A 26,486-nucleotide genomic window follows, 5' to 3' on the forward strand; every position below is an offset into this window, starting at 1 on the left:
GGTCGGGATCCCTTTGTTCCTGCTGTTCTCATGCCTTGTCGGGTTCGTGGGTCAGGAATTTCTGTACAAGCAAAGCCTGTCCGGCACGGTCAAGCATTTCCCGCTGGTTGCTTTTCCAGAAATCATATATTTTTCATTGTTCAGCGTCCGGGCATCCTTCTGTCTGGTATTTGCTCTGCTGTCGGTCATACCGTTCCTGAAAATCCGGTCAGAAATATCCGCAAATAAAATCAGGCCACACAGGGAACGACTGTTCTACCATGGCTATGCGGCATCAATCATATCCCTGTTCATATTGTCGGTATCATATGTTGACCTGTCAATTTACAGATATGCATTGCCAGCGACATGGTGGTCGATAATCTTCATCATTTCAAATATTGATTCGGAATCTGTCAGGAAAATATCGAAGATTTTTCTGGTATCCCTGCCATTCATCATCCTGTTTTTCATATTCATGGGCTGGAAGGGCGACAGGAATGCACTGGATGGATGGCACGCCCCGCTGGAAACCTGCATCTCGCGCAATCATGACGGGCTGGGACTGCGGGACGGACTTGCCGGTTACTGGGTATCGCGGAAAATAGAAGCGTCATCGGACTGGAAACTGCAGGTCGAGCAGGTAACGGGCGGGAACCATATGTTCATATGGGGCAATAACCCGGACCTTTATACGCACGGCCTGCACCGTTTTGATAAACCCCCGTATTTCAATTACGTCATCGATGATGGAAAGGATGAGATGCAGGGATTGTACAGGGAGATCGGCCCGCCTTCCCATATCCTGCACTGCCCTGAAGCGGATGTGCTGATGTTCAGCCGGCAGATCAGGGTGGAATGACGCAGCAGGCTTCACCGTGAGCGTTTCATTCCATCCATGCGGGCACTCAGCATTGTCCGTGCAGGAACCCCAGCGCGGGCAGGGGGCGCCATGCGCGCGGCAGGTCCGCGCGGCGGTAGGGGCGGATGCTGTAATGTGGTATCGCGATTTCATTGCGTTCAAGGAAATTCCGGTAGGCTGCGACCTGCCGGGTGCGCCATTCACAATCCGCCTCGGCGGCGGCGCGGGTGGGGTAGATGCTGGCGATGCGCGTGCCGCGCCGGGTTGTGGCCACCACCGCCCAGGATTCATCACGTCGCGCCACGGTCCGGAATGCGACAACCTTGCCCATTGTTCTGCCCCTGTCCCGGTTGCAAGGGGGCCGGCAACGGCCCTGCCGTTCAGGCAAGCATGGCTGTGGCGTGCAATGCAAGCAGTGCGCGGCATGAATTGATTTTCTTGCAGGGGCCGGTTGTTGGGGGTAGGGAACAGGATCATGATACGTCTTTTCATTACCCTGCCCGTCATCGTGGCACTGATCGTTTTCGCGGCCTGCAATCAGGCGCCGGTGGAACTGTCATGGCTGGAATGGAAATGGACGTCATCACCCGGCGTGCTGGCCCTGCTGGTGGCCGCCCTGTTCTATGCCACCGGGTCGGCCAGTGTCTGGATCGTGGTGCTGCGCCAGATGCGCCGCGCCCGCCGCGCCGAACAGGAACTGCGCACCCTGCGTGCTCGCCTGCCGGAAAATGACGTGACCACGCCCCGGACGCCGGGGCTGGCTTCGGCCCCGGCCAGTTCACCCATGGTGCAGGCCTATGCGGCGGGGCAGGCCACGCCAGCGCAACCGGCGCCAGTGGCCGAGGGCACTGCGGTAACGGAGTCCCCCGTCACGCCGGAACGTCCCCCGGCTTCCTGAGCTTTTCAGCCTCTCCTGTCATAACCCGCTGCCTGTTTCTGGAGTGCCGCCAATGCATGGACGGTCCACCCGCCTGATTATTGCCCTCGATACCAAGGATACGGCGCAGGCCACGCGCTGGCGGCAGGATACGGCCAGCCATGTGGGCGCGGTCAAGCTGGGGCTGGAGTTCACCTATGCCCGTGGATTGGAAGCCGTGCGCGCGGTCGCGGGTGACAGCCCGCTGTTCCTTGACCTGAAGCTGCACGATATTCCCAACACGGTTGCATCCGCCATTGGCAGCCTTGCCGCCGTGCGGCCTGCCATGCTGACCATCCATGCATCGGGGGGGCGGGCCATGATTGCGGCGGCCCGCGCCGCAGTGGATGCGACCTTTCCGGAAAATGCCCGTCCGCTGCTTCTGGCCGTGACCGTGCTGACCAGCATGGATGCGGCTGCCCTGCATGAAACCGGGGTCACGGGCAGCGTGGAGGCACAGGTGGTGCGCCTCGGGCGGCTGGCCATCGAATCGGGTGCGGATGGACTGGTCTGCTCCTCGCACGAGATCGCGCCATTGCGGCAGGCACTGGGTGACGGGCCTGTACTGGTAGTGCCGGGCATCCGTCCCGCCGGGAGCGCCGTGGGGGACCAGAAGCGTGTGATGACCCCGGCACAGGCCCGTGCGGCAGGGGCTGACTGGATCGTGGTGGGTCGTCCCATCACCCGTGCCACCGACCCGGCCGCTGCCGCTGCCGCCATCGCGCGCGAACTGTCGGCCTGAACCGTACGGAGGGGACATCATGACGGTGCGGGTCAAGATATGCGGCCTGCGGGACCGCGCGGGGCTGGATGCCGCCTGTGCCGCCGGGGCGGACTGGGTGGGGTTCGTGTTTTTTGCCCGTTCACCGCGTCATGTCACGCCGGAGGGCGCTGGCAGTCTGGCGCGTACCATGCTCCCCGCCGGGCCACGGCGCATCGGTCTGTTTGTCCGGCCCACGGATGACGAGATCCGGCATGTCCTGGACCACGTGCCCCTTGATGGCCTGCAGGTTTATGGTGATGCGGTGCGTGCCACGACCATCCGGGCGCGTTTTGGCCTGCCGGTGTGGCAGGCCGTGGGCGTGGCCAGCCCGGCCGACCTGCCGCATGGCTGCGCGGTGGACGGGCTGGTTGTCGAATCATGCCCCCCCGCCGGGGCTGAGCGGCCGGGCGGCAACGCCCGCAGTTTTGACTGGACCCTGACGGCACGGTGGCAGGCACCTGTACCATGGCTGCTGGCCGGGGGGCTGACCCCTGATAACGTCCAGCGCGCCATACGGCAGAGCGGGGCGCGCGCCGTCGATGTCTCATCGGGCGTGGAAACCGCCCCGGGCATCAAGTCCGCGTCACTGATCCGCCAGTTCGTGCAGGCGGCCCGCAGCGGGGCCTAACGGTAATAACCGCCGTAATAGCCCCCGTAATAAGCCGGTGGCGGTGGTGGCGGCGGCGGGTAGCCATAGGCTGCATAGGGCGGTGGCGGATAGCCATAACCATAGGCGGGATAGGGATAGCCGTAACCCCGGTAGCGGTAGGGCGACATGGCAACACCCAGCGCCGTGCCCGCGGCAATTCCCATGCCGAAGCCACCCCAGCCCCAGCCCGGACGCCAGCCCCAGCCGCCTCCATGCCATCCGCCACCCCAGCCGCCGCCGCGCCAGGCATAGGCGGCAGGCGCGGGCATGACGCCTGCCAGCCCCACGGACACAGCCAGCAAAAGGGCCAATTTACGCATCTGGTCGCTTCCTTTTCCGAAACCTCGTGCTGCTCCGATATTGGCACGTCGCGGGCGAATATCCAGCCCCCGCACGCATTCCTGCGGGACGGGCCGCATGCAGCATTCCCATGATATCGTGCGGCGGCGGCATACCATCAAGGGAACCGGCTGGCCGCGTCTATCGTCGCCCCGGACCGCGCCGCGTGCTTACCCACCCGCCCAGCCGTTCCAGCGCGTCCTTCAGCGGGCCGTCCGGCATGTCGTCAATCCGCACCGGTGGCGGGGGGGCGGGGCGTTGTGGCGGGACCTGCGGGCGGGGCTGCACGGTCATGTCCTGCACCATCTTCAGACGGCTGACCACGCCCTGGCCGCATGTGGTGTTGATGCGCGCGATAACGGTGGGGGCCAGGTGCTGCAGTTCCATCGCCACGGGCCCCGAGCAGGCGACCGTAAGGGTTCCGGCACTCAGCCGGCGCGGGACGGTCATGGCCGCAAGGTGGGGGCCGACAATATCCGCCCAGTCCGTCATGACCTGCACGGCGGCGGGGGACTGCCTGCGAAAGACGGGACGGCTGATCGCGGGCAGGAGTGCCGCCATGCTGCGCGCGCGCATGGCCCGCCGTGGCGGCTCTGGCGGGGTGGGGGCATTCTTTCGCTTGCTGCCGGGCGGCTGGTTCGTCATAAACGGGTCCGTGTCACCTTCTGCTGCCGATCTGTTACGCTGGTATGACCGGCACCGTCGCACTCTGCCATGGCGCGCCCTGCCGGGCCAGAGTGCAGACCCCTATCGGGTCTGGTTAAGTGAGATCATGCTGCAGCAGACTACCGTCACGGCGGTCATTCCCTATTTCGACCGCTTCCTTGCGGCATTCCCCGATGTAACGGCGCTGGCCCGTGCCCCGCAGGATCGCGTCATGACGCTGTGGGCGGGCCTGGGCTACTACGCCCGCGCCCGGAACCTGCATGCCTGCGCGCAGGTCGTGGCCGGACGGGGCGGCCGGTTTCCCGATACGGTGGAGGGGCTGCTGGAACTGCCGGGAATCGGAACCTATACCGCCGCCGCGATTGCAGCCATCGCCTTTGGCCGCCCCGTCGTGCCGGTGGACGGGAACGTGGAACGCGTGACCACGCGCCTTTTTGCCCTGACCGATCCGCTGCCCGCCGCCCGCAGGGCCATAGCCCGGCAGGCCATGACACTTAACGACGATGCGCCGGCCCGTGCCCGCCCGTCCGATTTCGCGCAGGCGCTGTTTGACCTGGGGGCGGGGATCTGCACGCCGCGCACGCCTGCCTGCGTGCTGTGCCCGTGGCGGGACGCCTGTGCCGCGAACCGGCAGGGAATCGCGGCTACCCTGCCGCGCCGCGCGGCAAAGGCGGCGCGCCCGGTGCGCCACGGGGTACATTTCTGCCTGACGGATGCGGCTGGTGGGCTGCTGCTGGTCCGTCGCCCTGAAAAAGGGCTGCTGGGTGGCATGATGGGCCTGCCCGGCCCGCACTGGCGTGATGCGCCATGGCTTCCGGCCGAGGCCCTCGCCCACGCACCCGCGGCCCCCCGCCTGCGTCCGCAATGGCAAAAAGTGGGGCAGGTCAAACATGTATTCACCCATTTCACCCTGCTGGTCGATGTCTATGCCGCCCGTGTGGATACATTTCCCAACAGCCTGGTCGGGGCGGAGGGCATGGTCCACCCTGCGGGGGACGGCGCCGTCGCGCTGCCCTCGCTCATGCGCAAATGTGTGGCGCTGGCGCAGGCCGCGCATGTTTTTGATTGACGCGGACGCGATACGCGCGGTTCACTGGGAACCATTCCGATCAGGAAAGGGACCGTGATGTTCACTTTTGTCCAGATGCTTTCCCCCGTTGTCGCCCTGCTGGGGCTTGTCGGGCTGACGCGCTATCTCATGGCGCCAGCGCAGGCACTGCAGCCCGTACGGGTCCGTACCCGCCGTCAGGGCCGAGATATGTAATCCCGGGACAGGAGACCTGTCCCCGCCGCTTTGCATCCTGCCGCCGCTTCCTGTAGCAGCCGTGGCATGACATTCATTACCGTACATCGCGCGGCGCAATACCAGGCCGCCGCGCCACGCGTCGGGGTGCTGCTGAGCAATCTTGGCACCCCGGATGGTACCGGCTACGCCGCCGTGCGGCGCTATCTGGCCGAATTCCTGTCGGACCGCCGCATTATCGAAGCCAGTCCCCTGATCTGGAAGCCGATCCTGTACGGGCCGGTCCTGACGTTCCGCCCGCGCAAGTCGGGCGAGGCCTATCACCGGATCTGGCATCATGACCGTGATGAAAGTCCGCTACGGACCTATACCCGCGAACAGGCGCAGCAACTGGGCGCGCGGCTGGCGGCGGATGACGTGCCGGTGGCATGGGGCATGCGCTATGGCACCCCGTCCATCAGGCAGGGGGTGCATGAACTGGTCCAGCAGGGCTGTGACCGCATCCTGCTCGCCCCGCTTTACCCGCAGTACAGCGCCACCACCACGGCTACGGCCAATGACCAGGCTTTCCGCGTGCTCATGCGCATGCGCAACCAGCCCGCCATCCGCACCCTGCCTGCCTTTGCGGATCATCCAGCCTATATCGCGGCACTGGGCCGCTCGATTGCCGCGCGGCTCGGAACACTGGATTTCACGCCGCAGATGATCGTGGCATCCTTCCACGGGCTGCCCAAGGTATATGTGGACAAGGGCGATACCTACGCCGCTGAATGCGCACGCACCATAACCGCCCTGCGCCGCGCCATGGGGTATGATGCGCAGATGATGCCCCTGACGTTCCAGTCCCGCTTCGGTCCGGCAAAATGGCTGGAACCCTATACCGCACCGTTTATCGAATCCCTGCCCGCGCGTGGCATCGAGCGTATTGCCGTGATTACCCCCGGCTTCATTTCCGACTGTATCGAAACGCTGGATGAAATCGGGAACGAGGCAGGCGACGCATTTATCAAAGCCGGGGGCAAGGAACTGGCGCTGATCCCGTGCCTGAACGATTCCCCCGATGCCATCGACCTGCTTGAAATCCTTGTGCGTGAGCAGTTGCAGGGCTGGCTGCCCGGCCCACGGGCTGCGCACGGGCCCGCCGCCTGAAGACCCGGCCCGTTTCCGGGCGGCATGCCATGACGGAACCGGCCTGTTGCTGGCCGGCCCGTCGCTTGCGTGGTCCAGGCCAATTCAGGGCCGGTCGCAGCTTTCCGTCAGGTCGTTGTAAACCTGTCCCGCCGGGCATGTGGGGCGCGGTTTTGGCGCGGCGGCCGGTGGGCTGACCAGTGTGGACAGGTCCCTGTCATACACGGAATCATCCTCGGGCGCCGTATTGCCGGTAGCGTTATAGATTTCAGGCGAGGCGCGGTAGCTGGCGCTGGCGGCAGCAGCCCCCATCGCGGCACCGGCATAGGCACCACCCCATCCCCAGCCCCAACCGCCGCCCCAGCCACCCCAGCCCCATGGATAGGCAGGATACCCCCATCCCCAGCCGGCATAGGCGGGCGAATAGTAACCACCCCAGCCACCCCATCCCCAGCCGCCGCCACGCCAGCCCCCCCCGCGCCAGCCACCACCACCGCCATGCCAGTCGCCGCCACGGCCGCCGCCGCCACCATGCCAGCCACCACCCCCGCCGCCATGGGGTCCGGCATGGGCCTGCGGGGTCAGTAGCCCGCACATGGCCAGCGCCAGCATCGCGCCTGTCGCGACATGTTTCAGCTTGTGCATATTCCATTCCTGCATATCTGAGGCCGAAGTACCGTAGAAAATCATCCGTCCGGAAAAGAGATGGCGTACCATGCGTCCTGCCTGTTCCCTGACGCCGGGTTTACCACCGGCGGCCATGCTCCCTGCCATCCGAAGCCGTGCTATGTGTCCCATATGGTGATTTTCCGTCCGGTTTGAACCTGCACGCAGGGGGGATACGGTGCCATGAAAAATGACTGGCGTAACATATGGAATTATTAAGCCACATTCCGAAGGTATCGGTTTGGCGCGGTGTGGGTCAGGATGGGATATTCACTTCCGGCCCGTGGTGTGCGGACCATTGTCAGTGCGGGAGCAAAAGAATATCCAGATGAGTCATATCCCTGCCTTTTTTATGGTTTGTGAGGCATTGAATTATTCTGAAAGAGAAAAGTCGCATATAAACTATGAGTTCTAAAATAAAAGAAATAAAAAACAACCATCTGATATGGATTTCTGCCGGAATAATTTTTGTTTTTATCCTTCTTTTGCCGCATGTCGTATTTATTGCCAGCCATGTCTCGTTATCCAGTAACGAAGGCTGGAATGCCTATCTGGCCCGCAGCGCCATGGGGCTGGACCCTGTGCCGCTTTACCCGCCGGCGGATCAGATGGTGTTCAACAACTATCCGCCCAGTTCCTTTTATATCGTAGGTCTGTTTGGCTGGCTGCTGGGCGACATGATCGTGGCGGGGCGCATCATTTCGCTGCTGGCGCTGCTTGCATGCGCCGGTGCGGCGGGGCGGCTTGTCCGCATCTGTGGCGGCACACGGACCGGGGCATGGTTCGCGGGACTGCTGGTGGTCCTCTACAGCGCGGTCTTCTACAGCGATTATGTTGCCATGGATGACCCGCAATGGCTGGGGCAGGCCATTGTCATGCTGGGGTTCCTGCTGCTGCTGGGCAAGGGATGCGGACCGGGGCAGATCACCACGTGGCGGTCTTTTGGCGCGGGCTGCCTGATGGTGGCCGGGCTGACGGTCAAGCATAACATACTCGCCCTGCCGGTCGCGACCTTCGTGTGGCTGCTGCTGGTCGACTGGCGTCGCGCCATGTCCTGGCTGTCAGGCTGCCTGCTGGCCACCTGCGTGCTGGGGGGCATGTTCTATGCAGCCTTCGGGCCCGATTTCATTCATGGTGTCTTTGGTCACAAGCGGGTTTTCTACCTGCATGGCATGCTCAAGGGCGTGGGCAACACGCTGGGGCTGGCTGGCATGGCGGTGTCGTGCGTGTTCCTGCGCCGGATGCGCCTGCCCGGCCGCTTCGGCCTGCTGCTGGGGCTGTTCGTGTTCCTGTCGATTGCATCGGCCATCGTGCAGCGCATGGGCATGGGGGTATCGCACAATTCCTGTTTCGAGGCGCTGGTCGCCGTGGCCCTGTGCGCGGGGCTTGCGGTGTCGTACCTGCAGGGGAAAGCGGGCGGGCCGCCTGGCCGCCTGCCCGCACGCACCGTCCTGGCCGGAATGGTGGGGCTGAACCTGCTGCCCGTGGTGGTCAGCCTGCCGGGCTACCTGCCCTACCTGTATCGCACGACTGCGGCCGACATCGCCCGGCATCAAGGGGCATGGAACGAAACGATTACCGCCGTGCACGATATTGATGGCAGCGTGGCGTGCGAGACACTGGCCCTGTGTTACTGGGCGCACAAGCCCGCGGTGATCGATTTTTTCAACTACTCCCAGCATGTTGCGGTCACGCATGACGCGACGGCGCTGGAGCGGGCCGTGAACCGGCGCGACATCGCGGCATTCGTGAGCAGTTCCCGCTTTGGCGCGCCGGGCGATGTGTGGGAGTTCTCGGATCTGTGGCGTATTGTCCGCACGCGTTATACCCATGTGCGCCTGCAGGGTGCGGCCTATATCGTAACGCCATGAAGGCGGCGCGCGGGCACGGGCCCGCGCGCCGCATGGCCCTTACGGGCGGCCGACCCCGCGCAGCCGGTGCAGGGTGACGATGGCCCCCGTCAGCACGATGGCCGCACAGGTCTGGTGCACCGTTCCCGCCCAGACCGGCACCACCAGCAGCAGTGTGGTGATGCCCAGCGCATACTGAACCAGCACCAGCCAGCCCAGCACCGCCAGCGCGCCATGCACGGACTTGCCCAGTTGTGGCGTGCGCAGCCCCAGCAGGATGGTCAGACCGATCACGACAGCAGTGGTGGTGGCCAGCAACCGGTGGTCGAACTGGATGGCGGGAATGTTCTGGAACCAGTTGAGCCAGAACGGATGCAGCCGGGCATAGCCCGCCGGGATCAGGTGCCCGTCCATGAGCGGAAAGGTATTGTAGGCAAAGCCCGCATGGGTGCCGGCGGTAAAGCCACCGGCAATGACCGTAATGCCCACCAGCAGGCAGATCGCCCAGACCATGCGGTGGATGCGCACCACTTCGGGCGTTGCGGGAATGAAGGCGGGCTGCGGTGTGCGCACCGACAGCGCAGTCCACAGGATGGCGATATACAGCGCAAAGGCGCAGCACAGGTGCAGCACCAGCCGCACCGGGGCCACGGCCGTGCTGTCCGGGTTGAAGCCCGATGCCACCATGAACCACCCGATCGCACCCTGCAGCCCCCCCAGCACGAAGAACAGCACCAGCCGCAGCGCAAGCCGCCGGTCCAGCGCCCCGGTAATGGAGAACCACACCAGCGGCACCAGCAGCACCATGCCCATCAGCCGCCCCCAGAAGCGGTGCGTCCATTCCGCCCAGAATATCTGCTGGAACCCTGCCAGGCCAAAGCCATCATGCAGGATCTTGTACTGCGGGATGGTCTTGTACAGCGCGAACTGCCGTTCCCACTCCGCATGGCTCAGCGGCGGGATCATGCCGGTAATCGGCCGCCAGTCCATTATGGACAGGCCCGACCCGGTCAGGCGGGTATAGCCGCCAAGGGCGATCATGCCGACAAGCATGAAGCAGATTGCAAACAGCCACGTCGAGATACGCTGCCGGTTGCGCAGCGCCTGCGCGGACGGGGGCGTGCGGCCCATCAGGGAGCCGGTTCGGGAATATGCGGACATAACCGGATTTAGACTGCCCTTGCAGTCCGCTGCAAGGCGGTGCTAGGCGCGGAAGGACATATATTGCCGAAGCACGGGATGCATGCATGACAGTACCGCACGTGGCACAGCCCGCACCGCCGCCACCGGACAGCCTGCGCGTACTGGCGCGGCCGGTTGCGCTGCTGGTGGTGTTTGTCGCCCTTGCGGCGGTGGCAGGCCGTGTGCCGTGGGTGCGGCAGATGCTTGTCATGGGGCCAGGGCTGCATTCCGGCCCCTACGGGGTCGTGCTGTTCGTGCTGGCGGCCAGCATGTTCTGTTCCTTCGGCCTGCCGCGGCAGGCAGTGTGCTTCGCCGCGGGCGCCGCCTACGGAATCGGGGCCGGCTGCGCGCTGGCCACCGTGGCCACCGTTACCGGATGCCTGTGCGGTTATGGCTGGGGGCGATGGGTGGGTGGCGTGCGCCTGCCTGCCCGGCTGGGGGGCATCCTGGCGCGGCTGGGCGGCTTCGTGCGCCGCGAGCCGTTTGCCGCCGTGCTGGCGTGGCGGCTCATGCCGGTGGGGTCGGCGCTGGTGCTCAACCTGGCCTGCGGCTTACTCGGGGTCAGGGTACTTCCCTTTACGCTTGCAACCGCGCTGGGTAGCCTGCCGCAGACCGTGGTGTTCGTGCTGGTGGGCGCGGGCATGCGGCTGGACGGGCCATGGCGTACCGCCATTGCCGCCGTGCTGTTCGGCCTGTCCGCGCTGGTGGGGCTGTGGCTCATGCGGCGGCTGCGTACGGATGGCATTGCCACCGACACGGGACGGTTATGGCAATAATGAATTGCTGGAATGTCCTAATTAGATGGTGAAAAAGTGGACCCTGCTGGTCTACTAGTCCGTACAGTCTTTTGATATTGGAGTGCCTCATGGGCTCATCCGCAACGGCGGGTCAAGCATCCGAAACATCCATGCAGGGCACCCCCGCCCGCCCGATGGGCTGGATTGCAATCCTGCTGGGGTTCCTGACCGCGGTCGGCCCTGTTTCCACCGATATCTACCTGCCGGCCTTCCCCGAACTGGAAGCCACGCTGCACGGTCGCGCCGGCTCGGCGCAGATGACGCTGGCCGTGTGGTTCGTGGGGCTGGCGATCGGGCAGATCACCATGGGGCCGCTGTCGGACCGCTTTGGCCGCCGCAGGCCCATGCTGCTGGGCACGATTGTCTATACGCTGGCCTCCGTCGGGTGTGCCATGGCGCGCGACATTCCCACCTTTTCGCTGTTCCGGCTGGTCGCATCGGTCGGGGCATCCGCCAGCCTGATCATTCCCAGCGCCTGCGTGCGCGACATGTCGCATGGCAATGAATCCGCGCGCCTCATGTCACGGCTGGTGCTGGTGATGGGGGTCGTGCCCATCCTGGCCCCCACGCTTGGGGGGATGGTGCTGTCCATTGCCTCGTGGCGGTCGATCTTCTGGGCATCGGCGGTGTACGGGCTGGTCTGTATCGTGCTGATCTGGCGCGTCCTGCCCGAGACGCTGCGGCCGGAGAATCGCAGTGAGTTCTCCCCCGTCACCCTGTTCAGCCGGTATGTCATGCTGGCACGCGACCGCGGGTTCATCACCCATGCCATGATCGCGGGTTTCTCGTGCTTCATGTCCTTTACCTACCTGTCGGCCGCCCCTTCGGTGTTCCGGGGCCAGTTCGGGCTGTCGGCCGCGCATTTCGGCATGCTGTTCGGCGTGTTCGCGGTGTGCATGATCGGGGCGTCGCAGCTCAATGGCGTGCTGGTGGGCCGGATCGATGCATCGCGCATCCTGGGTGTATCGGTCATGGTCGCGCTGCTTGGCACCATTGCCATGACCGCCATGGCCACGGTCATCACCTTTGCCATGCAGCATGGGGGGCACCCGCCATTATGGATGCTGGGCGTCCTGATCCTGACCATGATGGTGTCACTGGGTACCACGGGCATCATTGGCCCCAACGCCACGGTGGGGGCGCTGGCCGACCATCCGCGTTTTGCGGGCAGTGCTTCGGCGTTTGTCGGCACGCTGCAATATGTGCTGGGGGCCATCGCAGGGGCGTTCGTGGGCATGCTGCCCGCCAATTCACCCATTCCCATGGCCGGGGTCATGCTGATGGGGGCCGCCATCATGCTGCTTATGGTGCTGCTGCGCCCGGCTCGTCCGCCAGGCGGCGGCGCCGCTGCGGAGGAATAAAATCTTCCTGTCCCGTGTTCGTCCCCGCCTGCGCGCCAAAGCATGCCGGAGGGCGCTGCGCGGGGTTGTCGCCCCGCCGTGTGACGGCTACAGCGGGGGGCGTCCGTACGGGCGACATTTTCATGAACGGGGCACATCTGTCCCGGATCTGTATGACCACGCAACGGGGGCCGCGCACCGATCATGACGACTGCCAAGATCGACCTTAAACAATACATCCGCAACATTCCGGACTTTCCCAAGCCCGGTATCCTGTACTACGATATCTCGACCCTGATGCGGAATGCCGATGCGTGGCAGATCGCCATGGGCCGCCTGACCGCCGCCGTGGCGCCGTGGGCGCCGGACATCCTGGCCGCCATCGAATCGCGCGGGTTCCTGACGGCGGCACCACTTGCCAGCCGCCTGGGCTGCGGACTGGTCATGCTGCGCAAGCCCGGCAAGCTGCCCGGTGGCACCGTATCCTACAGCTACGACCTGGAATACGGTTCCGATTCGCTGCATATCCAGTCCGATGCGATCAAACCGGGCCAGCGCGTGGTGGTGATGGATGACCTGCTGGCCACGGGCGGCACGCTGTCGGCGTCGGTGCACCTGCTGCGCAAGGTGGGCGCGGATGTGGTTGGGGCCGCGACCCTGATCGAACTGACGGGCCTGGGTGGTCGCGGGCGGCTGGACATTCCGGTCAGGACCCTTCTTTCCTACGACGAATGACCGGCAGGCCGGGTGCGCGGGCATGTGGTACACGCGTGCCTGCATGCCGCCATCCGGCTGCCCGCCTGTTTGCCGTTGCCGGTATGATGTAGTGTGTATGGATCGTGCAAGGATTAGGGGAGGCCGGGTACGGGGATGAGAGGGCTGGAACTTTCCCTGATCCGTTTCCAGGACCAGATCCGGGGTTTCTTCAGGCGGCTGTGGCCGCCGGGTGCCACGCCACGGCAGGATCACCTGCGCTGGCTTTACGCGCCCGGGCTCTTCACCTTCGGTTACGCGCTACGCACCACCATCACCTCGCTCATCGCGCTGGGCATTGCCCTGTGGTGGGAACTGGGCAGCCCGCAATGGGCGGCGCTGACGGTATGGATGGTGGCCCAGGGCACGCGCGGCAAGAGTGTGGCCAAGGCGCGGTGGCACCTGTTTGGCATGGTCGTGGGCACCATCTGCGCGGTGCTGCTGGTGGCGGCCTTTCCACAGGCGCCGCTTATGTTCATCCTCATGCTGGCCGTGGGGATCGGGACATTCTGCTTTATCGGCACGCTGCTGCCCGGCCCCGCCACCATGACCAACTACCGTATCCATGGCATGCGGGCGAGCGGCTTTACCTACGCCATCATCTCGCTGGACGGGATTGCCGATCCGCAGCACATCTTCATGACCGCCATGTCGCGCGCGACCTATATCGTGCTGGGCATCGTGCTGGAGAGTACCGTTTCCTCGCTGTTCCAGTTCAAGCTGGAAACACGCGCGCAGGAACGCCTGGCCGCCAATTTCATGACCGCCATCAATGGGGCGGGCCAGACGCTGGCCGCCGTGCTGGCAGGTGATTCACAGGTTCTCAAGAAGGCGCGGGGCGTCTTTTCCAACATCACCACGCTGAGTGACCAGATCGAATTCGCGGAAGTGGAAATGGGCGCCCACCATGGGCATGAGGGCGACCATGCCCGCGCGGCACTTGCGCGCGTGGCCATGCTGCTTTCACGCGGGCTGGACCTGGCGGCGCTGATGCAGGGGGCCAACATGGTTCCGGACGCGGCCTTCAACGCGACATCGGCGCAGGTGCAGGCTTTTCTGAAGGATATGGCATCCCGGCTCGAAGCCAGTGACGACATTGCCCCCGTGCTGGCCCAGCTGGCCGAACTGCAGGCCGCATGCAGGCAGAGTGTTGCCGACTCGCTGGATGAGGAAATGGGCAGCCCCGGCAGCCCGCATGTCGACCCGCAGCTGGTCAGCCTGCTGTCACAGCAGCGCATGCTCAATACCGCGCTGGGGCAGATGCTGGAGGAACTGGAACAGGCACTGATCCAGTTTGACGCCAGCCGCAATCCCCTGCTGCACGACCATTTCCATTACCGGATCAAGACATTCCGGGACTGGCAGCAGGCCTTTACCAACAGCCTGCGGGCATCGGTCACCATTTTCGGGTCCGGTGTCATATGGGTGACCACGTCATGGTCGGCGGGGCTGACATTCATGATGTTCGTCTCCATCGTGTGCAGCCTGTTCTCCACGCTTGAAAAACCGGCGCTGGCCACGCGGGCCTTTCTGGGTGGGGCCATCATTGCCTCGATCGTGGCCGGGGTGCTGGTCCTGTGGCGGCTGGCCGAGCCGACCACATACGAGATCATGGCCGTGTGCCTGTTCCTGCCCATGCTGGCGGGGGGGCTGGCCTTTGCCTATCCGGCGCTGATACTGGGGGCGGTTTCGTACAATCTGTTCCTGCCGATCCTGCTTGGGCCGGGCAATCAGTCCCGGCTGGATGAGGTGGCGTTCTTCAACACCGCCATGCCGCTGGTGGTGGGGCTGTGGTATGCGATGTGGGCGTTCCGGCTGGTGCTGCCATTCGATACGAACGATATGCGCTGGCAGATGCGTACCGGCATCCTGCATGGGCTGCGCTATGTCGCGCGCGCACGCACGCTGCCCACCACGCTGTATGTGGTCGAGCATAACGTGGACCGTTTTGTCCGCCTGCTGACCAATGCGGAAAACACGCCCGACCTGATTATCGACGCCTATCTGCAGGGCATCCTGTCTGCCATGACAATCGGGCTGAACGTTATCCGCCTGCGCGCCATCCTGGAGCGGCACATGTTTCCAACCGAGGCCCAGCGCGTGGTGGGAGAGATGATGAATCGCATGGCGCAGTTCAGTGGCCGCTATGGCGGGCATTATGGCCGCACCGCGCGCGCGGCCAAATTCGCCATCGCCCATCTGCAGCAGATCGCGGGGCAGGAGGAGAATCTGGGTGTCAGGCTGGAAATCGACAATGCACTGGCCTGCCTGTACGTGATTTCCTTTGAACTGGATCACAACCAGAAATTCTTTGATGCCTCCAGTCCCTATCTCGACCCGGTCATGGCCTGAGCCCGGGCGGGCGGGGCGGACGTGTCATGCCGTCATCGGCCTGCCGTAACAAAGCCGGCAGGCTTATCTGCTGGATGGCGGGTCTTTTTGATGACGGGAATGCTGGCAGGGCCGTGCCCGGCGGACTTTTTCTGTCCTGTGCCGTGCCTGCAGACTGGCTATCCCGCGCCGGAACAGGCAGGCAGGGCTGACGCATGGGTGTTGATCCGGAGGGAATGGTCATGATCCACGGCATTCGCCGGGGCCAGCGACTGCATTGCCATGATGGATGCCGAGATGGACCAGATATGGCGCACCATAACGGATGGCACGGTGATCATCATCAAGCCGTGACAGGTGTGCATCCCCGTTGGGGGAGGAAACTTAAAAAAAGGGCGGCACCGGAATGGTGCCGCCTTTTTTCATGGTTCCTGTTTTCAGGTGTGGCCGGGTTCAGTTCTTTTCCTGCTGCCGGGCCACGAAGTTTTCCAGCCAGTGAATGGTGTAGTCACCCTTGCGGAACTGGGGATCATCCAGAATTTTGCGGTGCAGCGGGATGACCGTCTTGACCCCTTCGATCACGAACTCGTCCAGCGCACGGCGCATGCGCTCGATGGCCTCGATCCGGGTGGGCGCGCGTACGATCAGCTTGGCGATCATGCTGTCGTAATACGGCGGCACACGGTAGCCGGCATACAGTGCGCTATCGATTCGCACCCCCAGCCCGCCGGGCGGGTGGTAGACGGTAATCGTGCCCGGCGTGGGCATGAATGTCTGCGGGTCCTCGGCGTTGATGCGGCATTCGATCGCATGGCCGGAGAAGTGGATGTCCGACTGGCTGTAGCCCATCGGCTCGCCTGCGGCGATGCGGATCTGCTCGCGCACCAGATCCACGTCGCACACCATTTCCGTCACCGGATGTTCCACCTGCAGGCGGGTATTCATCTCGATGAAGCAGAACTGCCCGTCCTGGTACAGGAATTCCAGCGTGCCGGCGTTGCGGTAGCCCAGCTTGGTCAGCGCGGATGTTGCGATCTGGCCAATCTCGTCACGCTGCTGCGCGGTCAGGGCGGGGGAACCCGCTTCCTCCAGCAGCTTCTGGTGGCGGCGCTGCAGCGAGCAGTCGCGCTCGCCAAAATGCACCACGTTGCCATGGGTGTCGGCCATGATCTGCAGTTCGATATGGCGCGGCTTGTCGAGATATTTCTCGAGATAGACCTCATCATTGCCAAAGGCGGCGCGGGCCTCGGTGCGGGCGACGCTCCATGCCTCTTCCAGGTCGGCCTCGGTGGGGGCGACCTTCATGCCGCGCCCGCCACCACCAGCCGCCGCCTTGATCAGCACGGGATAGCCGACCTTCGCCGCCACCTCGCGCGCCTGCTCAAGGCTCTCCAGCGCCCCGTCCGATCCGGGAACCAGCGGCACGCCCAGCGCCATCATGGTGGTCTTGGCGGTAATCTTGTCGCCCATCATGCGGATATGTTCCGCCGTCGGCCCGATGAAGGTGATGCCGTGGGCTTCCACCGTTTCGGCAAAATCGGCATTTTCCGACAGGAAGCCGTAGCCGGGATGGATGGCGTCCGCCCCGGTGATGGTGGCGGCCGACAGGATGGCCGCGACATTGAGGTACGAGTCGCGGCTGGCTGGCGGCCCGATACAGACCGCTTCATCCGCCAGGCGGACATACATGGCATCCGTATCCGCCGTGGAATGCACGGCAACGGTGGGAATGCCCAGTTCACGGCAGGCCCGCAGGATACGCAGGGCGATCTCGCCACGATTGGCGATGAGGATCTTGGAAAACATTACTCTATGATGACCAGCGCTTCGCCGAATTCGACCGGTTCACCCGATTCGATCAGCACCTTGCTCAGCGTGCCCGCGCGGGGTGCCTTGATCTGGTTGAAGGTCTTCATCGCCTCGATCAGCAGCAGGGTCTGGCCCGCGGTGACCTGCTGGCCTTCGGTCACGAAAGGGGGAGAGGACGGGTCGGGCGCCAGATAGGCCACGCCCACCATGGGGCTGGTCACGGCACCGGGGTGCTTGGACAGGTCGCCAACGGGGGCCGCCGCAGGGGCTGCAGGCGCTGCCGCGGGGGCCGCCACGGGTGCCGGGGCCGGCACGGCATGGGCCACGGGTGCCGCCGCGCGGACGACACGGATGCGGTTGTCCTTTTCCGCGATCTCGATTTCGGTCAGGCCGGTATCGGTCAGAATCTCAGCCAATGCCCGAATGGCATCCGCATCCACGAGCAGTCGGCTCATTGATCGTCCTCGTCCAGAATCATGTCTGTCATGGCCTGAAGCGCCAGTGCATATCCCCGTACGCCCAGCCCGCATATGACGCCAATGGCGGCGCGGGAGACATAGGAGTGATGACGGAAGGCTTCACGGCGGTGAATGTTGGAGATGTGCACCTCGATCACGGGCAGATCAACGGCAAGAAGCGCATCGAGGATCGCAACCGAGGTATGGGAATAGGCCGCCGGGTTGATGATGATGCCGCGTGCGCGGCCCCGGCATTCCTGTATCCATGAAACGAGTTCCCCCTCACCATTCGTCTGGCGGAAGTCGATGGCCACGTCCAGCCGTTCGGCGGCCTGGACACAGACCTGTTCCACGTCATCAAGCGTGGCACGACCATATATCTCGGGCTGCCGGAGTCCGAGCATGTTGAGGTTGGGGCCGTTCAGCACGGCAATAAGGGGGCGCTCCATGATGCACGCGCCTAGCACGCTCGCCGCCGTGTTCCAAGTCTGTTGATGCGCGCCGTGGCCCGCATGTACGTTCTTTGCGCCATCCGTGGCCGCCCTGCATGCAGGCGGAACCGGGGCGTGCGTCCATAATGATAGGATATTGGACCATGTCGTGCTATGCCGGGGCATGACAGGGCATTCGGGACATCAGGCCAGTGGCGCGGAAACCGGCCAGGCCATGACGGTACGGCGGGCATGGTCGGTTGTCATGGCCTGCCTGATGCTGACGGCGTCGGGGGCCGTGAATGTGGCCTGTGCCGTGGCGCGGCACGGTGCGGTCATGGGGCGGCACGGCGGGCGCGGCGTGATGCGGCGGCCGCCCGTCATGTCACGCGTGCCCCCGCACTGGAGCCAGCACGGGCTGGCAAGCTGGTATGGCACCGGCCGGCAACTGGGTCATGCCACGGCATCGGGTGAGATGTTCGACCCCGACGCCCTGACGGCGGCCCACACCCAGTTGCCGCTCGGCACGCGGCTGCTTGTCCATTCACGACGGACCGGGCGGTCGGTCGTGGTGCGTGTCAATGACAGGGGGCCGTTCCGTGGCCACCGCATCCTTGATCTCTCGCCCGAGGCGGCGCGCCAGCTTGGCATTCTGGGCGTGGGCACGGCCCCGGTCGACATAGAACCCGCCGACATGGCTGCGGATGAGGAGGTGGCCAGCGCGCCGCGCTGATCCACGCCCGCACCTACAGTTTCTGGTGCTTGGTCCAGCCTTCCATGTTGCTGTCGGGTGAGCAGCGCAGCTGCATCTCGATTTCCAGCCCGGCATTCAGTTCCGCGCCCAGCAGCACGACATAGGCCGAGACATAGAACCACATCATGATGGCGATGAACGCCCCCAGCGGCCCGTATGTGGCGCTGTAGCCCGCAATGTGGCTGACATAATAGGAAAACCCGGTGGACGAGAGCAGCCACAGCATCGTGGCCCCGACCGAGCCGGGCAGGATGCAGCGCCAGTAGGTATGGGGCCGGTTCGGCCCGAAACGGTACAGCGCCGAACACAGCGACAGCACGAACAGCAGCATGAGCATGGGCCCCCCCATGCGGATCAGCAGTTCCACCGAGCCCGGCGGCGGCGCAAGCGAGAGGTGCTGCGGCAGGTAGTCGATCAGGAACGGCAGCCCCACCATGAGCGCAAGCGTAAGGATTCCCCCGCAGATCGAGCAGAAGGTCAGCGCCATGCCCATGGCCTGGAAGCGCAGGAAGCTGCGTGTCTCGGGGGTATTGTAGGCCACGTTCATCGCCATGATCAGCGAACGCGTGGCCGCCGAGGCCGACCATGTGGCGATCGTGGTCGACACGATCAGGTTGAACGTGAGGGAGGAATGCGATTCGGCCACCAGCAGGTGGATCCGGTCGCCGATCACATCATAGGCGGAGGGCGGCAGCAGGTTGCGCAGCACGACAAGCTGCGGCTCCACCGTCTGCAGGTCGAACAGAAGCCCGTAGAGCGAGATGAGCGTACTCATGGCCGGAAACAGCGAGAGGGTGGCATAGAACGCGCACCCCGCCGCAGCCAGCGTGATCTGGTCGGATACGATGTTGTGGGCAACCTGCCGCAGCACCTTCTTGACCTGGGTCCAGGAAAACTGGGGCAGGTGGGGGGGTGGTGACGTGGTTTCCGTCATATCGATTTCAGTGGATGTGGAACCAATCAAGGGGGGCTTCTTGTCCTGCTGTGAAGTCTGGGGCGCCGGCCGGAAATCAGGGCCGGCCCCTGTGTGTATTGTGCCACGATGATGTGAGCCTAGGCTAAAAACTGCGTAACGGGATGATTTTTCTATTGCATGGCGCGCGTATTGTCCTCATATGCGCTTCCTACGCAACAACGCACGTGCCACTGGCCCTCTGAGGTTACGCAACGACGTCAAGCGTTCTGGCAATCGGGCCGCCACGCAGGTGGGGGTCCTTATTGGTCGCTGGTCCGTTAGACCGTTTCGCAACATCTGTCCGTTTGTGCAATTCCAGAATTGTATTCATTCGGGCGGCAGAACAGAAGGGATTTGGGTGCGATGACTCCCAAAATCGCTCGTTATCTGGCTGAGCAGTCCCCTGCAACGCCTTGCCTTGTCGTTGACGTTGACCGGGTGGAGGAACGCTATCGCGCCCTGCGTGAAGCGCTGCCGCTGGCCCGGATATATTATGCGGTCAAGGCAAATCCCGCCAATCCGATTCTCAGCCGTCTCGTCAGCCTTGGCTCGGCATTCGATGCCGCGTCGTGGGAAGAGATTTCCATGTGCCTCGAAGCGGGGGCCCGCCCGGCGGACATCTCGTTCGGCAACACGGTAAAGAAGGCGTCCAACATCGCCCGCGCCCACAAGGCGGGCGTGGACATGTTTGCCTTCGACTGCGCCGAGGAACTGGACAAGCTGGCCCGCCACGCGCCGGGATCGCGCGTCTACTGCCGCCTGATCGTGGAAAACGAAGGGGCGGACTGGCCGCTGTCACGCAAGTTTGGCACCACGCTGGACAATGCGCGTGATCTCATGCTGCGCGCCCGTGACCTGGGGCTGGACCCGTATGGCCTGTCCTTCCACGTTGGCAGCCAGCAGACGGAAACCGGGGCGTATGAAGCCGCGATCTCGCGTGTCGGCATGCTGTTCACCGACCTTAAGGCGGCGGGGCTTGACCTGCGCATGGTCAATCTGGGTGGCGGATTCCCCATCCGCTACCGTGATGACGTACCGGGCATCGACCGCTTCGCGGTGGCGATCAGCCACGCCATGACCGAGCATTTCGGCAATGACCTGCCGGAAATGATCATCGAGCCGGGCCGCTTCATGGTGGGGGACGCGGGTGTGGTCTCGTCGGAAGTGGTGCTGGTCAGCCGTCGTGGCATGGAAGATGGCGTGCGTTGGGTCTATCTCGACATCGGGCGTTTCGGTGGCCTGGCCGAGACCGAGGGCGAGGCCATCCGCTACGGCATCCGCACCCCGCATGATGGCATGGCAACCGGCCCGGTCGCCATTGCCGGCCCCACCTGCGATGGCGCGGACATCATGTATGAAAAAACCCCTTATGCCCTGCCGCTGGGGCTGGAGTCGGGGGACCGGATCGAACTGCTGTCCACCGGTGCGTATGTCTCGACCTACTGCTCCACCGGGTTCAATGGGCTCAAGCCGATCATGGAACACTATATCTGAACCCTGTTCCCGAAATGCCCTGCTGAAATGTAGGGATGTTTCTGGTGAAGCTTTTTTCAGAAAGCTTCACGGAACGCCGCCTTTTTTCAAAAAGGCGGCGTCCAAGAACTTGTAATTTTTATCAATGAGTTATTTCAAAACACGCTTTCAGGAAGAATGCGATTTCAGGGCGGTGGGACGAAAGTCTTGCCGCCCTGCGTCCATCAGGGGGATACAGGCGGCAGTCCAGTCCAATACCGGAGGTATCCCGCCCGTGTCCGTTCCCACAATGCTGCGCCGGATTGGCGTATCCGCCGTCCTGATGGGCGTCCTTGCCGCGCGGGCATACGCCACGCCGGTTCTGGTCCATGCGGAACCGGCGGCGGGCCAGCAGGTGCCTGCGGGCAATGTGGCGGTAAAACTGTCGTTCGACAGCGTGATCGACCCTTTCCGTGCCCGCCTGCTGCTGCTTGGCCCAAGCGGGGTACCGCAGCTGCTGCCCGCATCGCCTGCGGATGACGAACAGCATGGCCTGGCCACGACCGTGACCCTGACGCCAGGGCATTACGTGCTGCACTGGCGCATGCGTGGCCAGAGTGGCAGCCCGGTGCAGGGCACGCTGCCATTCGATGTCGGCACCGCTGCGGCCGCGGCAGCCCCGATAACCGCCCCCGCGACGGTTACGGCCGCCGCCCCGGTATCGGGGAAATAGCGCGGGTCATTCCACCGCGCCCCGCAGGCCCGCGCCCGCCGCCATCGGGCATAGCGGAATCGCCGCCGCAAGGAACGCCCCCAGCAGTTCAAGGTCGGGCCCCCATGAAAGGCCGGTCTGTGCCGCATCCAGCGCGGCCGCGCCAAAGATCAGCGCGGGCGTGGTCAGCGGCAGCACCAGCAGGGGGAGCAGCACGCCCCCGCGCCGCGCACCCAGCACCACGGATGCCGCCATCCCGCCAATAAGCGACAGGATGAGCGTGCCAAGCAGCAGCCCTGTCAGCAGCACCAGCATGCTGGTGGTGGGCATGCCCAGCATGATGGCCAGCGGACCCGCCGCCAGCAGCAGCGGCAGGCCGGTGGTCAGCCAGTGCGCGATCATCTTCGCCAGCGCGATCAGCGATGGCGGCAGCCCGGTCATGAGCAGTTGGTCAAGCGAGCCGTCCTCCAGTTCCGAGCCGAACAGCCGGTCCAGTGGCAGGAGTGCGGCCAGCAGCGCGCAGACCCACACAATCCCCGGCGCCATGCGCCGCAGCAGTTCGGGCGAGGGACCAAGGGCCAGCGGGAACAGCGCGCCGGCCAGGATAAAGAACAGCACGGCCCCCAGCGTATCCGCGCCATGGCGCAGGGCCAGGCGCAGGTCACGTTCCAGAATGGCCATGATGAGGGAGGGAATCCGGAATGTCACAGCAGGTCGTCCTCGGGGAAATCCTCGATCGGTTGAGAGATGTCGGATTCGTTCAGGCCCGGCAGCGCCAGCGTGCGGGCGTTGGGGAGTGGCAGCGGAACGTGGGTGGTTGCGATCACGATTCCGCCAGCCTGCCGGTGGGCGGCAAACAGGCTGCCCAGCAGGTCCATGGTGCTGATATCCAGCCCCAGGCTCGGCTCATCCAGCAGCCACAGCGGGGCCTGCGCCAGCAGTACGCGCGCCAGTGCCGCCCGCCGCTTCTGCCCCGCCGAGAGCATGCGCGCAGGCAGGTCGGCCAGCCCAAGAATATTGAGTGATTTCATACACAAGTCAGGATTTCCGCCACTTGCGCGCATGGCCAGGGTCAGGTTCTCGCGCAGGGTCAGCCCCAGCTTGAGCGCATCCTGATGGCCCAGATAGGCAACCCGTTCGGCATGCTGGCTGCGGTCGGCCAGCGCATCCACGCCAGACCACAGCACATGGCCGCCTTCCGGTTTGCGCAATCCGGCCAGCACACGCAGCAGGGTGGACTTTCCGGCACCGTTCGGCCCGGTCAGCAGCAGGGCGTCACCTGCCTCAAGCGTAAAGCCGACACGATCCAGAACCAGCCGTTCACCGCGGAAAACCGATATATTTTCCACTTCCAGCAATGGGCGGCCGGGGGGGGTAAAGGCAGGAATGACGGAAATCCTCCGATCAGTGGATGACAGGGCGGCCCATGCGAAAAAAATGCCTGCTCCCGGTTTCTTGTTACCGAGGCCAGCTTGTGTCGCAACCGCGTCCGGGTATGTTCTACCCCCGTTGGGAGATCAAGCAGGTTGTCCCCGACAAGGTCGCAAACCCCGCACCATGGAAATGGGCCGGGGGAAAGCGGTCATACGGGATGATCCGTTGCTGATGCCTCGGAGGAAACAAAGCCAATGAAGACGGTTGGGCACGACTCAATGAAAACGGGCCGCACACTCGATGTGGACGGCAAGACCTACCATTATTTCTCGATCCCGGAAGCTGAAAAGACGATCGGCTCCGTCACCCACCTGCCGGTCAGCCTGAAAGTGCTGCTGGAGAACGTGCTGCGGTTCGAGGACGGGCATTCCTACTCGGTCGAGGACGCGAAGGCGATTGCCGAATGGCTGAAGGAAGGGCGCAGCACGAAGGAAGTTCCCTTCAAGCCCGCGCGCATCCTGATGCAGGACTTTACCGGCGTTCCCGCCGTGGTCGATCTGGCCGCGATGCGCGACGGTATCCTCAAGCTCAAGGGTGACCCGCAGAAGGTGAACCCGCTGGTTCCCGTCAACCTGGTGATCGATCACTCGGTCATGGTGGACGTGGCTGGCACGCCCGATGCGCTGCAGGACAACGTGACCATCGAGTTCGAGCGCAATGGCGAACGCTACGCCTTCCTGCGCTGGGGCCAGGAAGCGTTCGAGAACTTCTCCGTCGTGCCGCCCGGCACGGGGATCTGCCATCAGGTGAACCTGGAATACATCGCGCAGGCAGTCTGGACGGCAAACGTGGGTGGCAGGGACTACGCCTACCCCGATACACTGTTCGGCACCGACAGCCACACCACCATGGTCAATGGCATGGGCGTGCTGGGCTGGGGTGTTGGCGGGATCGAGGCGGAAGCCGCGATGCTGGGCCAGCCCATCGCCATGCTGATCCCTGATGTGATCGGCTTCAAGATGACGGGCAAGCTGCCCGAGGGTGCTACGGCAACCGATCTGGTGCTGACCGTGACCCAGATGCTGCGCAAGAAGGGCGTTGTCGGCAAGTTTGTCGAGTTCTTCGGTCCCGCCCTTGACCACCTGCCGGTGGCCGACCGCGCGACCATTGCCAACATGGCGCCGGAATATGGCGCGACCTGCGGCTTCTTCCCCGTTGACGACCTGACGCTGGATTACCTGCGCCAGACCGGCCGTGAAGAACACCGTATCAAGCTGACGGCTGAATACCTGAAGGCCCAGGGCATGTTCCGCCATGCCGACTCGGCCCATCCGAAGTTCACCGATACGCTGGAACTCGACCTGTCCTCCATCGTGCCGTCCATCGCAGGCCCCAAGCGCCCGCAGGACCGCGTCGTGCTGAAGGGTGCCGACAAGGCGTTCGAGACCGAGCTGACCGGCAGCCTGGGTGTGCCCGCGGCCGACAAGGACAAGAAGGCCAAGGTGGCTGGCACCAATTACGAGATCGGCCACGGCGACGTGGTGATCGCGGCCATCACCTCGTGCACCAACACCTCCAACCCCGCCGTGCTGATCGCGGCAGGTCTGGTGGCGAAGAAGGCACGCGCGCTGGGCCTGAAGCCCAAGCCGTGGGTCAAGACATCGCTCGCACCGGGTTCCCAGGTGGTGACGGACTACCTCAACCGCGCCGGCCTGCAGGATGAGCTGGATGCGATGGGCTTCAACACGGTCGGTTATGGCTGCACGACCTGCATCGGTAACTCCGGCCCGCTGGAAGATCACATCGTCGATGCGATCGAAGGCAACAAGCTGGTCGCGGTTTCGGTGCTTTCGGGCAACCGTAACTTCGAAGGCCGTATCTCGCCCAACGTGCGCGCCAACTACCTGGCCAGCCCGCCGCTGGTGGTCGCTTACTCCCTGCTTGGCACGATGCGTGAGGACATCACCACCACGCCGCTGGGAACATCCAAGGACGGCAAGCCCGTCTACCTGAAGGATATCTGGCCGACCAACCACGAAATCGCCGCCCTGATGGGCTCCGCCATCACGCGTGAGGAGTTCATCAACCGCTACAAGCACGTAAGCCAGGGCACGAAGGAATGGCAGGCGCTGAAGGTCGCCACCGGTTCCGAGACCTACAAGTGGGATGCGTCCTCCACCTACGTGCAGGACCCGCCGTACTTCCAGGACATCACGCCCGAGCCCAAGTCGCGTGGCGACATCATCGGTGCGCGCCTGCTCGCGCTGCTGGGTGACAACATCACCACCGACCACATCTCGCCTGCCGGTGCGATCAAGGAAAGCTCGCCCGCCGGCAAGTATCTTGAAGAGCATGGCGTCGCGAAGAAGGACTTCAACTCCTACGGTTCGCGCCGTGGCAATGACCGCGTGATGGTGCGCGGCACATTCGCCAACATCCGCATCAAGAACGAGATGCTGCCCGGCACCGAAGGGGGCGTGTCCAAGCACTTCCCGGACGGCAAGGAAGGCTCCATCTACGATGTCGCGATGGAATACAAGAAGGAGGGCGTGCCCCTGGTCGTGATCGGCGGCAAGGAATACGGCATGGGCTCCTCGCGCGACTGGGCAGCCAAGGGCACCCTGCTGCTGGGCGTGCGTGCGGTCGTGGCGGAAAGCTTCGAGCGTATCCACCGTTCCAACCTGGTGGGCATGGGCGTGCTGCCGCTCCTGTTCGAGGAAGGCACGACGCGCAAGACGCTGGGCCTGAAGGGTGACGAAACCTTCGAGATCCGCGGCCTGGACAAGATCACGCCGCGCATGACGATGACGATGACCATCACCCGCGCCGATGGCTCCAAGCAGGACGTGCCCCTGCTGTGCCGTGTCGATACGCTGGACGAGGTGGAGTATTTCCGCAATGGCGGCATTCTCCAGACCGTGCTGCGTGGCATGACCAAGGCAGCCTGAGCATAGGGATCATTCCGGCCCCGGCCGGAATGGACTGATCAGACGGCGGCCCGTGTGAAGCGGGTCGCCGTTTTTTTATGGGCAGGGCATATATGCGTATTCAGCATAGGTTCCAGCGGTTACCGTTGC

The 26,486-nt window shown here is 64.1% G+C and carries 28 protein-coding genes; 16 read left to right on the forward strand and 12 right to left on the reverse strand.

The annotated features are described in order from the left end of the window. Positions 1 to 457: 457 nt before the first annotated feature. Positions 458 to 841, forward strand: a complete 384-nt coding sequence (locus LDL32_RS12510; protein WP_233067395.1) for a hypothetical protein — start codon at positions 458 to 460, stop codon at positions 839 to 841. A gap of 46 nt (positions 842 to 887) precedes the next feature. Here LDL32_RS12510 and LDL32_RS12515 read toward each other — a convergent pair whose 3' ends face one another. Beyond that, positions 888 to 1,172 carry a hypothetical protein gene (locus tag LDL32_RS12515; RefSeq protein WP_233067397.1) on the reverse strand — a complete coding sequence of 95 codons (285 nt, stop codon included), beginning with the start codon at positions 1,170 to 1,172 and terminating at the stop codon, positions 888 to 890. Positions 1,173 to 1,316: 144 nt separating this feature from the next. On the opposite strand from LDL32_RS12515, the gene LDL32_RS12520 reads away from it, so the two are divergent. From LDL32_RS12520 to LDL32_RS12530, 3 genes are read left to right on the forward strand one after another with little or no spacing between them, the layout of a single operon-like run. Continuing rightward, a complete protein-coding gene (locus LDL32_RS12520; protein ID WP_233067399.1) occupies positions 1,317 to 1,739 on the forward strand; it encodes a LapA family protein in 423 nt (140 codons plus the stop codon). A 52-nt stretch (positions 1,740 to 1,791) separates the two neighbouring features. After that, on the forward strand, positions 1,792 to 2,499 hold the full coding sequence (pyrF, locus tag LDL32_RS12525) for an orotidine-5'-phosphate decarboxylase (RefSeq protein ID WP_233067401.1): 708 nt from the start codon (positions 1,792 to 1,794) through the stop codon (positions 2,497 to 2,499). 19 nt (positions 2,500 to 2,518) lie between these two features. After that, positions 2,519 to 3,148 (forward strand): phosphoribosylanthranilate isomerase, encoded by a 630-nt coding sequence (locus LDL32_RS12530; protein WP_233067403.1) that lies wholly within the window; start codon positions 2,519 to 2,521, stop codon positions 3,146 to 3,148. On the opposite strand, the gene LDL32_RS12535 is transcribed toward LDL32_RS12530, so the two are convergent. Continuing rightward, on the reverse strand, positions 3,145 to 3,489 hold the full coding sequence (locus tag LDL32_RS12535; RefSeq protein WP_233067405.1) for a hypothetical protein: 345 nt from the start codon (positions 3,487 to 3,489) through the stop codon (positions 3,145 to 3,147). The two genes, LDL32_RS12530 and LDL32_RS12535, sit on opposite strands and share 4 nt — an antisense overlap. A 160-nt stretch (positions 3,490 to 3,649) precedes the next feature. Further along, positions 3,650 to 4,084 (reverse strand): DUF721 domain-containing protein, encoded by a 435-nt coding sequence (locus LDL32_RS12540; RefSeq protein ID WP_233067407.1) that lies wholly within the window; start codon positions 4,082 to 4,084, stop codon positions 3,650 to 3,652. Here LDL32_RS12540 and mutY point away from each other — a divergent pair. The 3 genes from mutY to hemH all read left to right on the forward strand — a co-directional run bounded on the left by mutY (position 4,083) and on the right by hemH (position 6,566). Further along, positions 4,083 to 5,243: an A/G-specific adenine glycosylase gene (gene mutY, locus LDL32_RS12545; protein WP_233068887.1), complete on the forward strand. Its 1,161-nt coding sequence runs from the start codon at positions 4,083 to 4,085 to the stop codon at positions 5,241 to 5,243. The two genes, LDL32_RS12540 and mutY, sit on opposite strands and share 2 nt — an antisense overlap. Before the next feature lie 57 nt (positions 5,244 to 5,300). Further along, the gene (locus LDL32_RS12550) at positions 5,301 to 5,438 is read left to right on the forward strand and encodes a hypothetical protein (RefSeq protein WP_233067409.1); all 138 of its coding nucleotides are present in this window, start codon (positions 5,301 to 5,303) and stop codon (positions 5,436 to 5,438) included. A 66-nt stretch (positions 5,439 to 5,504) separates the two neighbouring features. After that, the gene (gene hemH / locus LDL32_RS12555; RefSeq protein WP_233067411.1) at positions 5,505 to 6,566 is read left to right on the forward strand and encodes a ferrochelatase; all 1,062 of its coding nucleotides are present in this window, start codon (positions 5,505 to 5,507) and stop codon (positions 6,564 to 6,566) included. Between the two features lie 84 nt (positions 6,567 to 6,650). Here hemH and LDL32_RS12560 read toward each other — a convergent pair whose 3' ends face one another. Beyond that, positions 6,651 to 7,190: a hypothetical protein gene (locus tag LDL32_RS12560; RefSeq protein ID WP_233067412.1), complete on the reverse strand. Its 540-nt coding sequence runs from the start codon at positions 7,188 to 7,190 to the stop codon at positions 6,651 to 6,653. A gap of 506 nt (positions 7,191 to 7,696) precedes the next feature. Here LDL32_RS12560 and LDL32_RS12565 point away from each other — a divergent pair. Continuing rightward, positions 7,697 to 9,082, forward strand: coding sequence for a glycosyltransferase family 39 protein (locus LDL32_RS12565; protein ID WP_233067414.1), 1,386 nt, complete (start codon positions 7,697 to 7,699; stop codon positions 9,080 to 9,082). 39 nt (positions 9,083 to 9,121) lie between these two features. Here LDL32_RS12565 and LDL32_RS12570 read toward each other — a convergent pair whose 3' ends face one another. Then, positions 9,122 to 10,192: a COX15/CtaA family protein gene (locus LDL32_RS12570; RefSeq protein WP_233068889.1), complete on the reverse strand. Its 1,071-nt coding sequence runs from the start codon at positions 10,190 to 10,192 to the stop codon at positions 9,122 to 9,124. Positions 10,193 to 10,308: 116 nt separating this feature from the next. On the opposite strand from LDL32_RS12570, the gene LDL32_RS12575 reads away from it, so the two are divergent. From LDL32_RS12575 to LDL32_RS12590, 4 genes are all read left to right on the forward strand, one after another. Further along, positions 10,309 to 11,019 carry a TVP38/TMEM64 family protein gene (locus LDL32_RS12575; protein WP_233067416.1) on the forward strand — a complete coding sequence of 237 codons (711 nt, stop codon included), beginning with the start codon at positions 10,309 to 10,311 and terminating at the stop codon, positions 11,017 to 11,019. 89 nt (positions 11,020 to 11,108) lie between these two features. Then, positions 11,109 to 12,401, forward strand: coding sequence for a multidrug effflux MFS transporter (locus LDL32_RS12580; RefSeq protein ID WP_233067419.1), 1,293 nt, complete (start codon positions 11,109 to 11,111; stop codon positions 12,399 to 12,401). A 183-nt stretch (positions 12,402 to 12,584) separates the two neighbouring features. Beyond that, entirely contained in the window at positions 12,585 to 13,115 is a 531-nt protein-coding gene (locus tag LDL32_RS12585) for an adenine phosphoribosyltransferase (RefSeq protein WP_233067421.1), read from the forward strand. Between the two features lie 135 nt (positions 13,116 to 13,250). Continuing rightward, the gene (locus LDL32_RS12590) at positions 13,251 to 15,485 is read left to right on the forward strand and encodes an FUSC family protein (RefSeq protein WP_233067424.1); all 2,235 of its coding nucleotides are present in this window, start codon (positions 13,251 to 13,253) and stop codon (positions 15,483 to 15,485) included. A gap of 158 nt (positions 15,486 to 15,643) precedes the next feature. Here the strand turns inward: LDL32_RS12590 and LDL32_RS12595 are convergent, their stop codons facing one another. The 4 genes from LDL32_RS12595 to aroQ all read right to left on the reverse strand — a co-directional run bounded on the left by LDL32_RS12595 (position 15,644) and on the right by aroQ (position 18,180). Further along, complete coding sequence (locus LDL32_RS12595; protein WP_233067426.1) at positions 15,644 to 15,808, reverse strand: hypothetical protein; 165 nt, start codon at positions 15,806 to 15,808, stop codon at positions 15,644 to 15,646. 109 nt (positions 15,809 to 15,917) lie between these two features. Then, positions 15,918 to 17,270 (reverse strand): acetyl-CoA carboxylase biotin carboxylase subunit, encoded by a 1,353-nt coding sequence (accC, locus tag LDL32_RS12600; RefSeq protein ID WP_233067427.1) that lies wholly within the window; start codon positions 17,268 to 17,270, stop codon positions 15,918 to 15,920. Next, positions 17,270 to 17,728 (reverse strand): acetyl-CoA carboxylase biotin carboxyl carrier protein subunit, encoded by a 459-nt coding sequence (locus tag LDL32_RS12605; RefSeq protein WP_233067429.1) that lies wholly within the window; start codon positions 17,726 to 17,728, stop codon positions 17,270 to 17,272. Before LDL32_RS12605 ends, accC begins: the two co-directional genes overlap by 1 nt. After that, on the reverse strand, positions 17,725 to 18,180 hold the full coding sequence (gene aroQ, locus LDL32_RS12610; protein ID WP_233067431.1) for a type II 3-dehydroquinate dehydratase: 456 nt from the start codon (positions 18,178 to 18,180) through the stop codon (positions 17,725 to 17,727). Before aroQ ends, LDL32_RS12605 begins: the two co-directional genes overlap by 4 nt. Before the next feature lie 166 nt (positions 18,181 to 18,346). On the opposite strand from aroQ, the gene LDL32_RS12615 reads away from it, so the two are divergent. Next, the gene (locus LDL32_RS12615) at positions 18,347 to 18,895 is read left to right on the forward strand and encodes a septal ring lytic transglycosylase RlpA family protein (RefSeq protein WP_233067433.1); all 549 of its coding nucleotides are present in this window, start codon (positions 18,347 to 18,349) and stop codon (positions 18,893 to 18,895) included. A 13-nt stretch (positions 18,896 to 18,908) separates the two neighbouring features. Here the strand turns inward: LDL32_RS12615 and LDL32_RS12620 are convergent, their stop codons facing one another. After that, positions 18,909 to 19,850: a YihY/virulence factor BrkB family protein gene (locus tag LDL32_RS12620; RefSeq protein ID WP_233067435.1), complete on the reverse strand. Its 942-nt coding sequence runs from the start codon at positions 19,848 to 19,850 to the stop codon at positions 18,909 to 18,911. A 384-nt stretch (positions 19,851 to 20,234) separates the two neighbouring features. Here LDL32_RS12620 and LDL32_RS12625 point away from each other — a divergent pair, with 384 nt between their 5' ends. Next, complete coding sequence (locus LDL32_RS12625) at positions 20,235 to 21,365, forward strand: type III PLP-dependent enzyme (RefSeq protein ID WP_233067437.1); 1,131 nt, start codon at positions 20,235 to 20,237, stop codon at positions 21,363 to 21,365. A gap of 253 nt (positions 21,366 to 21,618) precedes the next feature. Then, positions 21,619 to 22,056 carry a copper resistance CopC family protein gene (locus LDL32_RS12630; protein ID WP_233067439.1) on the forward strand — a complete coding sequence of 146 codons (438 nt, stop codon included), beginning with the start codon at positions 21,619 to 21,621 and terminating at the stop codon, positions 22,054 to 22,056. Positions 22,057 to 22,062: 6 nt separating this feature from the next. Here LDL32_RS12630 and ccmB read toward each other — a convergent pair whose 3' ends face one another. Together ccmB and ccmA are read right to left on the reverse strand one after the other, a co-directional pair. Further along, the gene (ccmB, locus tag LDL32_RS12635) at positions 22,063 to 22,716 is read right to left on the reverse strand and encodes a heme exporter protein CcmB (protein WP_233067441.1); all 654 of its coding nucleotides are present in this window, start codon (positions 22,714 to 22,716) and stop codon (positions 22,063 to 22,065) included. 23 nt (positions 22,717 to 22,739) lie between these two features. Beyond that, positions 22,740 to 23,384 carry a heme ABC exporter ATP-binding protein CcmA gene (gene ccmA / locus LDL32_RS12640; protein WP_233067444.1) on the reverse strand — a complete coding sequence of 215 codons (645 nt, stop codon included), beginning with the start codon at positions 23,382 to 23,384 and terminating at the stop codon, positions 22,740 to 22,742. 279 nt (positions 23,385 to 23,663) lie between these two features. On the opposite strand from ccmA, the gene acnA reads away from it, so the two are divergent. Beyond that, positions 23,664 to 26,357: an aconitate hydratase AcnA gene (acnA, locus tag LDL32_RS12645; RefSeq protein ID WP_233067446.1), complete on the forward strand. Its 2,694-nt coding sequence runs from the start codon at positions 23,664 to 23,666 to the stop codon at positions 26,355 to 26,357. Positions 26,358 to 26,486: the final 129 nt, after the last annotated feature.

Origin of the sequence: Komagataeibacter sp. FNDCF1, from assembly GCF_021295335.1 — a bacterium.
Taxonomy (GTDB): domain Bacteria; phylum Pseudomonadota; class Alphaproteobacteria; order Acetobacterales; family Acetobacteraceae; genus Komagataeibacter.

Bases quoted from the DNA above. Each gene is read 5' to 3' on its own strand.
- LDL32_RS12510 (WP_233067395.1), top strand. From the start codon at position 458: ATGGGCTGGAAGGGCGACAGGAATGCACTGGATGGATGGCACGCCCCG.
- LDL32_RS12515 (WP_233067397.1), bottom strand. From the start codon at position 1,172: ATGGGCAAGGTTGTCGCATTCCGGACCGTGGCGCGACGTGATGAATCC.
- LDL32_RS12520 (WP_233067399.1), top strand. From the start codon at position 1,317: ATGATACGTCTTTTCATTACCCTGCCCGTCATCGTGGCACTGATCGTT.
- pyrF (WP_233067401.1), top strand. From the start codon at position 1,792: ATGCATGGACGGTCCACCCGCCTGATTATTGCCCTCGATACCAAGGAT.
- LDL32_RS12530 (WP_233067403.1), top strand. From the start codon at position 2,519: ATGACGGTGCGGGTCAAGATATGCGGCCTGCGGGACCGCGCGGGGCTG.
- LDL32_RS12535 (WP_233067405.1), bottom strand. From the start codon at position 3,489: ATGCGTAAATTGGCCCTTTTGCTGGCTGTGTCCGTGGGGCTGGCAGGC.
- mutY (WP_233068887.1), top strand. From the start codon at position 4,083: ATGGCCCGCCGTGGCGGCTCTGGCGGGGTGGGGGCATTCTTTCGCTTG.
- LDL32_RS12540 (WP_233067407.1), bottom strand. From the start codon at position 4,084: ATGCGCGCGCGCAGCATGGCGGCACTCCTGCCCGCGATCAGCCGTCCC.
- LDL32_RS12550 (WP_233067409.1), top strand. From the start codon at position 5,301: ATGTTCACTTTTGTCCAGATGCTTTCCCCCGTTGTCGCCCTGCTGGGG.
- hemH (WP_233067411.1), top strand. From the start codon at position 5,505: ATGACATTCATTACCGTACATCGCGCGGCGCAATACCAGGCCGCCGCG.
- LDL32_RS12560 (WP_233067412.1), bottom strand. From the start codon at position 7,190: ATGCACAAGCTGAAACATGTCGCGACAGGCGCGATGCTGGCGCTGGCC.
- LDL32_RS12570 (WP_233068889.1), bottom strand. From the start codon at position 10,192: ATGGGCCGCACGCCCCCGTCCGCGCAGGCGCTGCGCAACCGGCAGCGT.
- LDL32_RS12575 (WP_233067416.1), top strand. From the start codon at position 10,309: ATGACAGTACCGCACGTGGCACAGCCCGCACCGCCGCCACCGGACAGC.
- LDL32_RS12580 (WP_233067419.1), top strand. From the start codon at position 11,109: ATGGGCTCATCCGCAACGGCGGGTCAAGCATCCGAAACATCCATGCAG.
- LDL32_RS12585 (WP_233067421.1), top strand. From the start codon at position 12,585: ATGACGACTGCCAAGATCGACCTTAAACAATACATCCGCAACATTCCG.
- LDL32_RS12590 (WP_233067424.1), top strand. From the start codon at position 13,251: ATGAGAGGGCTGGAACTTTCCCTGATCCGTTTCCAGGACCAGATCCGG.
- LDL32_RS12595 (WP_233067426.1), bottom strand. From the start codon at position 15,808: ATGATGATCACCGTGCCATCCGTTATGGTGCGCCATATCTGGTCCATC.
- accC (WP_233067427.1), bottom strand. From the start codon at position 17,270: ATGTTTTCCAAGATCCTCATCGCCAATCGTGGCGAGATCGCCCTGCGT.
- LDL32_RS12605 (WP_233067429.1), bottom strand. From the start codon at position 17,728: ATGAGCCGACTGCTCGTGGATGCGGATGCCATTCGGGCATTGGCTGAG.
- aroQ (WP_233067431.1), bottom strand. From the start codon at position 18,180: ATGGAGCGCCCCCTTATTGCCGTGCTGAACGGCCCCAACCTCAACATG.
- LDL32_RS12615 (WP_233067433.1), top strand. From the start codon at position 18,347: ATGACAGGGCATTCGGGACATCAGGCCAGTGGCGCGGAAACCGGCCAG.
- LDL32_RS12620 (WP_233067435.1), bottom strand. From the start codon at position 19,850: ATGACGGAAACCACGTCACCACCCCCCCACCTGCCCCAGTTTTCCTGG.
- LDL32_RS12625 (WP_233067437.1), top strand. From the start codon at position 20,235: ATGACTCCCAAAATCGCTCGTTATCTGGCTGAGCAGTCCCCTGCAACG.
- ccmB (WP_233067441.1), bottom strand. From the start codon at position 22,716: ATGGCCATTCTGGAACGTGACCTGCGCCTGGCCCTGCGCCATGGCGCG.
- acnA (WP_233067446.1), top strand. From the start codon at position 23,664: ATGAAGACGGTTGGGCACGACTCAATGAAAACGGGCCGCACACTCGAT.